This window comes from uncultured Mycobacterium sp. (assembly GCF_964249325.1).
Taxonomy (GTDB): domain Bacteria; phylum Actinomycetota; class Actinomycetes; order Mycobacteriales; family Mycobacteriaceae; genus Mycobacterium.
In genome coordinates, this window is sequence record NZ_CAXUCH010000262.1 from 1 (window position 1) to 5,753 (window position 5,753).

Annotated in this window: 6 protein-coding genes; 2 read left to right on the forward strand and 4 right to left on the reverse strand. The window is 65.9% G+C overall.

From position 1 onward, the window contains the following. The coding region (locus tag ACFE99_RS21985) for a protein kinase (RefSeq protein WP_375488543.1) at nucleotides 1-1,175 on the reverse strand (1,175 nt) is incomplete at its 3' end. 77 nt (nucleotides 1,176-1,252) lie between these two features. Here ACFE99_RS21985 and ACFE99_RS21990 point away from each other — a divergent pair. Beyond that, entirely contained in the window at nucleotides 1,253-1,657 is a 405-nt protein-coding gene (locus tag ACFE99_RS21990; protein ID WP_375488545.1) for an Rv2175c family DNA-binding protein, read from the forward strand. Here ACFE99_RS21990 and ACFE99_RS21995 read toward each other — a convergent pair. Continuing rightward, a complete protein-coding gene (locus ACFE99_RS21995; RefSeq protein ID WP_375488547.1) occupies nucleotides 1,644-3,176 on the reverse strand; it encodes an alpha-(1->6)-mannopyranosyltransferase A in 1,533 nt (510 codons plus the stop codon). The two genes, ACFE99_RS21990 and ACFE99_RS21995, sit on opposite strands and share 14 nt — an antisense overlap. Nucleotides 3,177-3,181: 5 nt before the next feature. Beyond that, on the reverse strand, nucleotides 3,182-4,231 hold the full coding sequence (gene idsA2, locus ACFE99_RS22000; protein ID WP_375488549.1) for a bifunctional (2E,6E)-farnesyl/geranyl diphosphate synthase: 1,050 nt from the start codon (nucleotides 4,229-4,231) through the stop codon (nucleotides 3,182-3,184). A 164-nt stretch (nucleotides 4,232-4,395) separates the two neighbouring features. On the opposite strand from idsA2, the gene ACFE99_RS22005 reads away from it, so the two are divergent. Then, the gene (locus ACFE99_RS22005) at nucleotides 4,396-5,295 is read left to right on the forward strand and encodes a mycobacterial-type methylenetetrahydrofolate reductase (protein ID WP_375488551.1); all 900 of its coding nucleotides are present in this window, start codon (nucleotides 4,396-4,398) and stop codon (nucleotides 5,293-5,295) included. Between the two features lie 8 nt (nucleotides 5,296-5,303). Here ACFE99_RS22005 and ACFE99_RS22010 read toward each other — a convergent pair. Next, the coding region (locus ACFE99_RS22010) for an LppM family (lipo)protein (RefSeq protein WP_375488554.1) at nucleotides 5,304-5,753 on the reverse strand (450 nt) is incomplete at its 5' end.

Here is a 5,753-nt window from a genome sequence, read left to right on the forward strand (position 1 = left end):
GTCCACCCCGCGGCGGCGACCAGCCCGGTGCAGGCAAGCACGATCGCCACCCAGACCAGCACCATCCGTCGGGCATGTTGTCGCGCCCAGATGAATTCGCTGAGCTCGATACCGGCGAATTGACCTGAGACCGCTTGGCTGTCAACCTCATCTTCTTCGCCAGGCCAGTCGCGCGTCAGCTGCCGGGTAGGTTGGCGAACCGGTGCCGCGGCCTGTGGACGAGGCGGCTGATCGGTGACTCGCTGGGTCTGAATTCGACTGTGATACAGCACAGCTGAGCGGTGTTGGGCGGAGTTGCGTGGCGCCGGCACCCGGAACTCCGGCAGCATCAACTCGTCAGCGACCGTGTCCAGTTCGGCACCCAACTCGGCCGCGTCCGCATGACGGTCGGCCGGGTCGCGGGCCGTTGCACGCGCTACCAACTCGTCAAACTGCGGGGGCACGCCGTCGATAGCGTTGCTGGGTGGCGGCACATCGGTGTCCAAACGTTGGTAGGCAACCGTCAGCGGCGAGTCGCCGGAAAACGGCGTGCCACCGGTCAGCAACTCATAAGTCAGGATCCCGACTGCGTAGACATCGCTGCTGGGCGTGGCTTTCCCGTCGCGTACCTGCTCGGGGGACAGGTAGGCGGCGGTGCCCAAAATGACGCTGGCCGAAGTGATTCCGGCGGCGGCCACGGCGCGGACCAACCCGAAGTCGGCGATCTTCACTTCGCCCTCGTCGGAGATCAGCACGTTTTCCGGCTTGACGTCGCGGTGCACCAGCCCGGCCCGATGCGCGGCGGCCAGGCCGCCCAGCACCGGCCGAAGCACCGCCACCACCGCGTGCGGCGGCATCGGGCCGCGCTCGATCACCAATTCGCGCAGTGTGCCGCCCTCGATGAGCTCCATCACCAGAAACGGGTGGCGGGCATCGAGCCCTTGGTCGTAGACCGCGACCAGGCCGGGATGCTTGAGCCGCGCAACCGTGCGCGCCTCCAGCCGAAAGCGGGTCAGGAATTGCTCGTCACCGGCATAGCGAGCATCCATCACCTTCACCGCGACAGGACGGTCCAGTCGCTCGTCAAGACCCCGGTACACCGTGGACGTGCCGCCGCTGGCGATCTTCGCCTGCACCCGGTAGCGCCCGTCGAGCAACGCGCCGTCGAGCGGATCTCCCGTCACAGCTGCGGCCACGGAGCCATCGTAGGTGCCGGTGCGATTCAGCTGAAACGTGCACGCAGCGCGCCGGTATGAGCTCTAGACTTGGCGCGGTGAGCAGTATTCCGGCCGGCGACGACGTTCTGGACCCCGACGAGCCCACTTACGATCTGCCCCGGGTCGCCGAGCTGCTCGGCGTGTCCCTCAGCAAGGTTCAGCAGCAGCTACGGGAAGGCCATCTGATCGCAGTTCGACGCCGCGGTGATGTGGTGGTGCCGCGAATCTTCTTCACCGAATCCGGTGAGGTGGTCAAGAGCCTGCCCGGGCTTCTGGTGGTTTTGCACGACGGCGGGTACCACGAGACCGAGATCGTGCGCTGGTTATTCACACCGGATCCGTCGCTGACCATCACCCGGGACGGGACCCGAGACGCCGTGACCAATGCCCGTCCGGTCGACGCGCTGCATGCCCACCAGGCCCGCGAAGTGGTGCGCCGAGCCCAAGCTATGGCGTACTAGGGTTTTCGGCCATCTCGCTGCGCGGCTTCGGCGCCCGGTACAGCGCATACCACGCGACCACCGCGCACGCCGTCGCCAACGAGACATGCAGCCACGAATACATCCCGTGTGCACCATCGGGTCTGAAGATCACCATGATCCACGTCGAGAACGCCGCGATCGCCGCGATCGACGCCCGCGATTGAGCCAGCGAGGCCACCACCGCCAGCGGCCACGAGTAGTACCACGGCAACGCCGCGGGCACGAACAACACCACCCCCATTGCCCACGCGATACCGGTCAATGCCTCGCGGTCATTGTGGCGAAACCGCCACCACAGCATCGGCAGCGCCACGGCGATGATCACGATGCCGACGATCCGGGTGATGTGCAGCACCGCATAGAAGTTGACCGGGAAGAACCATCCGCCCAAGGCGTGCACCAGGTTCGCGACCGCGGTCGGCACCGTGAGCCAGTTGATGATCTTCACCGAGCCGGCCAGCGCGGTCAGCCAACCCAGACTGACCCCCGCCACCGCAGACAACCCCGCGAACACCGCGGCGAAGATCAGCGCAGACGTTGCGGCGGCCGCCGCGAAGGCCGGTAGTGGGCGGTAGCCCCTCCGGTCGCGCAGATGGTGCATCCACAACCACACCAAAAACGGCAGCGCGATCCCGGCTGTCGCCTTGACCGCCACTGCGACGGCGACCAGCGTGATGCCGGCGACATGGTGGCGCTCGAAGGTCAGCGCGATGCCGGCGACCATCAGCCCGACCATCAGCATCTCGTTGTGGACACCACCCATCAGATGGATGATCACCAACGGGTTGAGCACGCAGACCCATAGCGCTGTTGGGGCATCCGCGCCGAGATGACTGGCGATCCGCGGCGTGGCCCAAATCAGCAGCGCCAGCCCGGGCAGCATGCATAACCGCAGCAGCATGGTTCCGGCGATCACGTGATTGCCGACCAGCATCGTGATGAACTTGGCGACCAGAATGAACGCCGGGCCGTACGGTGCGGTGGTGATCGTCCAAATAGGACTGACGTTGTCCAGCAAGGGATTCGGATTGTCGACCGGAGCAGCAACGTAGGGGTCCAGGCCGTCGCGCAGCAGCGCGCCCTGGGCGAGATACGAGTAGGTGTCTCGGCTGAAGACCGGCACCGACAGCAACAGCGGCGCAAGCCAGAACCCGGTAGTGGCCACCAGCGTGTATTCGCTTGCCTCGCCGGCGATCACACGCCGTCCCAGCCGCAGCCATGCGATCAGCATCAGGCCGACACCGAGCCACAGCACGGTCGAGGACAGCACCAGCCCGTGCCCGAAGCGCAGCCAGGACAGGTGCATCGACTCCAACAACGGGTCGTGCGGCTTGGTGCTGCCCGCTCCGAGCCCGCCCGCGGTGATCAGCACTGCACCCGCCAAGCCCAGCAGCGCTGGCCCGGCGTCCTGAGCTCCAGTGAACTCCCGCAGCCGCGAAAAACCTTGGCCGACAACATGACCAGATTTAGTGGCCGGTGCGGGCGCCGGAGTGGTCATACCGCTCACGCGGACCTGGTGGCGGCCAGCTTGGCCAGTTCGGACAGCCCCGCCTTGGCTGGCGCGTTGATCGGTGCGGCAGCCAACGTGTCCAACGCCCGCCGGGTCAGCATGTCGATTCGCTGCTCCACGGCGGCCAGCGCACCCAGCGCCCGGATGACGTCGCACAGTTCACGCACCTGGGCGTCGGTCAGCTCAGTACCCATCGACGAACGCAACAGTTTGGCCGCCACCGGATCGGACCGGTCGGCCATCGCCATCGCCTCGGCCACCAGCACCGTTTGCTTGCCCGACCGCAGGTCGTCACCGGAAGGCTTCCCGGTGACGGCCGGATCACCGAAAACACCGAGGACATCGTCGCGCAGCTGAAACGCCAACCCGAGGTCGATGCCGACCTGCTCGAAAACCGCATGCACGTCGGGCCGATCCGCGGCTGCCGCGGCACCCAACTGCAGCGGGCGCACCACTGTGTAGAAGGCGGTCTTATACGTATTGACGGTCATCGCCGAGGCGACCGACTCTGTGGCGCTGGCCTCAGCGACGATGTCGAGGTACTGGCCACCCAAGACTTCAGTGCGGATATCGGCCCACACGCGGCGGACTCGGCGGTGCGCGTCGGGCGGCAGATCAGCGTCGGCGACGATGTCGTCAGCCCAGGCCAGCGCCAGGTCGCCGAGCAGGATGGCGGCCGACACCCCGAATTGGTCCGCCGCGCCTCGCCAGTGCCGGGCGCGGTGCAACTCGGCGAAGTTGAGGTGGGTGGTCGGCCGACCGCGCCGAGTTGCCGACGCGTCGATCACGTCGTCATGCACCAGCGCGCTGGCGTGCAGCAGTTCCAGCGCGGAGAACAGTAGTAATACCTGCTGGTCAGCCTCTTGGCTGGTCACCGCGCGCCAGCCCCAGTAGGCGAACACCGGCCGCAGCCGCTTGCCCCCGATGAGCACGAACTCCTCTAACTGGGCGATCAGGACGTCGTAGTCACCGCCGATGTGAGCAGCCGCAGTGCGGCGGTCATGCAGATACCGTTGCAGCTGCGCGGTGATCCGGTCAGCCACCTCAACGGTTGCCGCTGCTTCGACGCTCAGCGCGGCGCCCCTTTCTGCGATGTGTGTTCACGCTAGAGCGTACGGCTGGGTCGCCCGGGTCGAGACGGCGCTGGGCGGCAGGCGCCACCCAACTTGCTTCGACAGGCTCACTATCTCGCACCTATGCTGTCGGGGTGGCAAGCACCCTCAACACCGTTGCGCTCGAACTTGTACCGCCGAACCTGGAGCGCGGCCGCCAGCAGGCGGTTGAAGACGCGCGTAAAGTCGCGCAGCTCTCTGCCGAAGCCGGCATCGACGGCCACATTGGGCACGTGATGATTCCGGGGCTGATCGCCGAAGAGGATGACCGGCCCGTCGAAATGAAGCCGAAACTCGACGTGTTGGATTTCTGGTCGCTCATCAAACCGGAGCTGCCCGGAGTGCGCGGATTGTGCAGCCAGGTCACCGCATTCATGGACGAGCCCACCCTGCGCCAGCGGCTCACCGAGTTGGCGTCCGCCGGGATAGACGGCATCGTTTTCGTCGGTGTACCGCGGACCATGAAAGACGGCGAAGGCTCCGGCGTAGCGCCGACTGACGCCCTGTCCATTTATCGCGAATTAGTGGCTAACCGCGGTGTCATCCTGATTCCTACCCGGGAAGGTGAACAGGGCCGGTTCAACTTCAAATGTGAACAAGGCGCGACGTTCGCTCAGACCCAGCTGCTGTATTCCGACGCGATTGTGGCGTTCCTCGCCGAGTTCGCCGAGCACACCAACCACCGCCCAGAGATCTTGTTGTCGTTCGGGTTTGTACCGAAGGTGGAGAGCCGGGTGGGTTTCATCAACTGGCTCATCCAGGATCCGGGTAACGCCGCGGTGGCCGCAGAGCAGGAGTTCGTCAAGACACTGGCTAGCAGCGAGCCCGCGCAGAAGCGCCGGCTGATGGTCGACCTGTACAAGCGTGTGATCGACGGTGTCGCCGAGCTGGGGTATACGCTGAGCATCCATCTGGAGGCCACCTACGGCGTTTCGGCGCCGGCCTTCGAAACCTTCGCGCAGATGCTCGACTACTGGTCGCCCGCCAAGCCGTAGCAGATGGCTTACTCCGGCGCGTGATCGCCCGGCGTGCTGAACCTCGGTGAGCGGTCACGGGACTGCCACGCCAGCAGCGCCACCGCACCAGCTACCACGAACGACGAAATGCCCAGCCACAGAGCGGCATTGGTGAACGAACGGGTGCTGGGATCGGTGTAGCGCGCCTGGGCGGTCATCGTGCTGACTGCGCCGGGCTTGAGCTTCCACGCGACGACGTCGGGGTCGACGCGTTCGCCGTTGGTGGAGGTGACAGCGCCGGGGAACGACACGCTGAGCTCGACGTCGGCCTCGGGATCGGTCAACGACGTCAGGTCTGCCCGCCCTTCCAGGATCACGACGTTGCCGGAGCGGCGAAGAGACAGATTCACCCCGGCGGCATCGGGATTCAGGTTCGCCAGCTGCGGCAGCTCGGCGAAAGTCAACGCGGAAAACACCGCCTCCGAGCCCACGTATAC

Excerpts from the sequence above, each read along its gene's own strand:
- ACFE99_RS21995 (WP_375488547.1), bottom strand. The coding sequence starts at position 3,176 with ATGACCACTCCGGCGCCCGCACCGGCCACTAAATCTGGTCATGTTGTC.